At 33.7% G+C, this 1090-nt stretch carries 1 protein-coding gene and 1 pseudogene; both read right to left on the bottom strand.

Annotation, left to right across the window (positions count from 1 at the left end; translation table 11 throughout):
- Positions 1–568 (bottom strand): SusD/RagB family nutrient-binding outer membrane lipoprotein (locus ABJD66_RS11180; protein WP_348131514.1); only part of this gene is annotated, 568 nt, incomplete at its 3' end.
- 4 nt (positions 569–572) lie between these two features.
- Positions 573–1090, bottom strand: a pseudogene (locus ABJD66_RS11175) (SusC/RagA family TonB-linked outer membrane protein); the annotation flags it as partial.

Genomic DNA, 1090 nt, shown 5'->3' with positions numbered 1-1090 from the left:
TTAATTCTTTAAGAATGTCAATATAGATGTCTTCTTGAGAAGCAAAAACAGGAGTGGCGGTTAAATCTAAGTTTAAACCTTCAAAACTAGCGTTGTCTGAACCATAAGAATAGTAAGGAACATCCCCAAAAAAGTTTGTTAATTCGTAAAACATATAAGAAAGCATAATACGAGAAGCGGCAATTTGGTTGTCATTATCTCCGTATGCGGCAGCAAGACCTCTTGTTTCTTCGTTTGTATTTTGATCCAATATAGCTTTAAAATCTGTAGCAACTAAATAAGTGTTACGGTATATAGATTCTGCAGAAGATTCACGATATAAATATCTGTCTTCATCAGCATAAGCAGTTTGTCCCCAGTATTGAACCCAAGGAAGAGTTAATCTCCCTTCGTTAAATGCGTCTCTTGAGAAATCTGTAAATTGTTTAGTAGCACTAGCAAAAATATTACTAGTGGGTACTACCTCTGGGTTGTTTGGATTCTCATTAATTTCTGCTAAATCTTGGTCACAGGAATTAAAAGTAATTGCCAATACAATTGCTAATAATAATATAAGTTTATTTTTCATTTTCTTAGAATTTTAATTGTAAGTTTAATCCATAGCTTTTAGTTGAAGGAAGTGATCCACCTTCAGAACCCTGGATGTTTCCACTTCCAGAAGTAGCTACTTCTGGGTCAAAGTTTTCATTATCTAGTCCCCAAACACCTAAGTTTCTTCCAAAAGCAGATATGTTTACAGCTGAAATACCTGTGTTTTTTAATAATGATGAAGGTAATTTATAACTTAAACTAACTTCTCTTAACTTTATATAATCTGCATTAAATACGTTAGCAGCATCTGCTCCAAAGAAATAATCTGTACCTTCTTGTTGTGCAGATATTACTTGAGTATTAGGAGAGGTATTTGTAACAACATAGTCACCATTAGCGTCATACGTGATAGTACCTGTTACGCCTTCTAAAACGGTTCCCACTTCTCTTTTGTTGTTAGTTGCAGTTTGTTCAAGAATACCTGAGTAGTTACCCCATATATTTGTTAAAGATCTGTATTTACCACCCTTTTGTACATCAACTAAAAATCCTAAACTAA

The sequence above is a fragment of the Cellulophaga sp. genome (assembly GCF_039943695.1).
GTDB lineage: Bacteria > Bacteroidota > Bacteroidia > Flavobacteriales > Flavobacteriaceae > Cellulophaga.
This window is presented reverse-complemented; position numbering and strand designations above follow the sequence as displayed.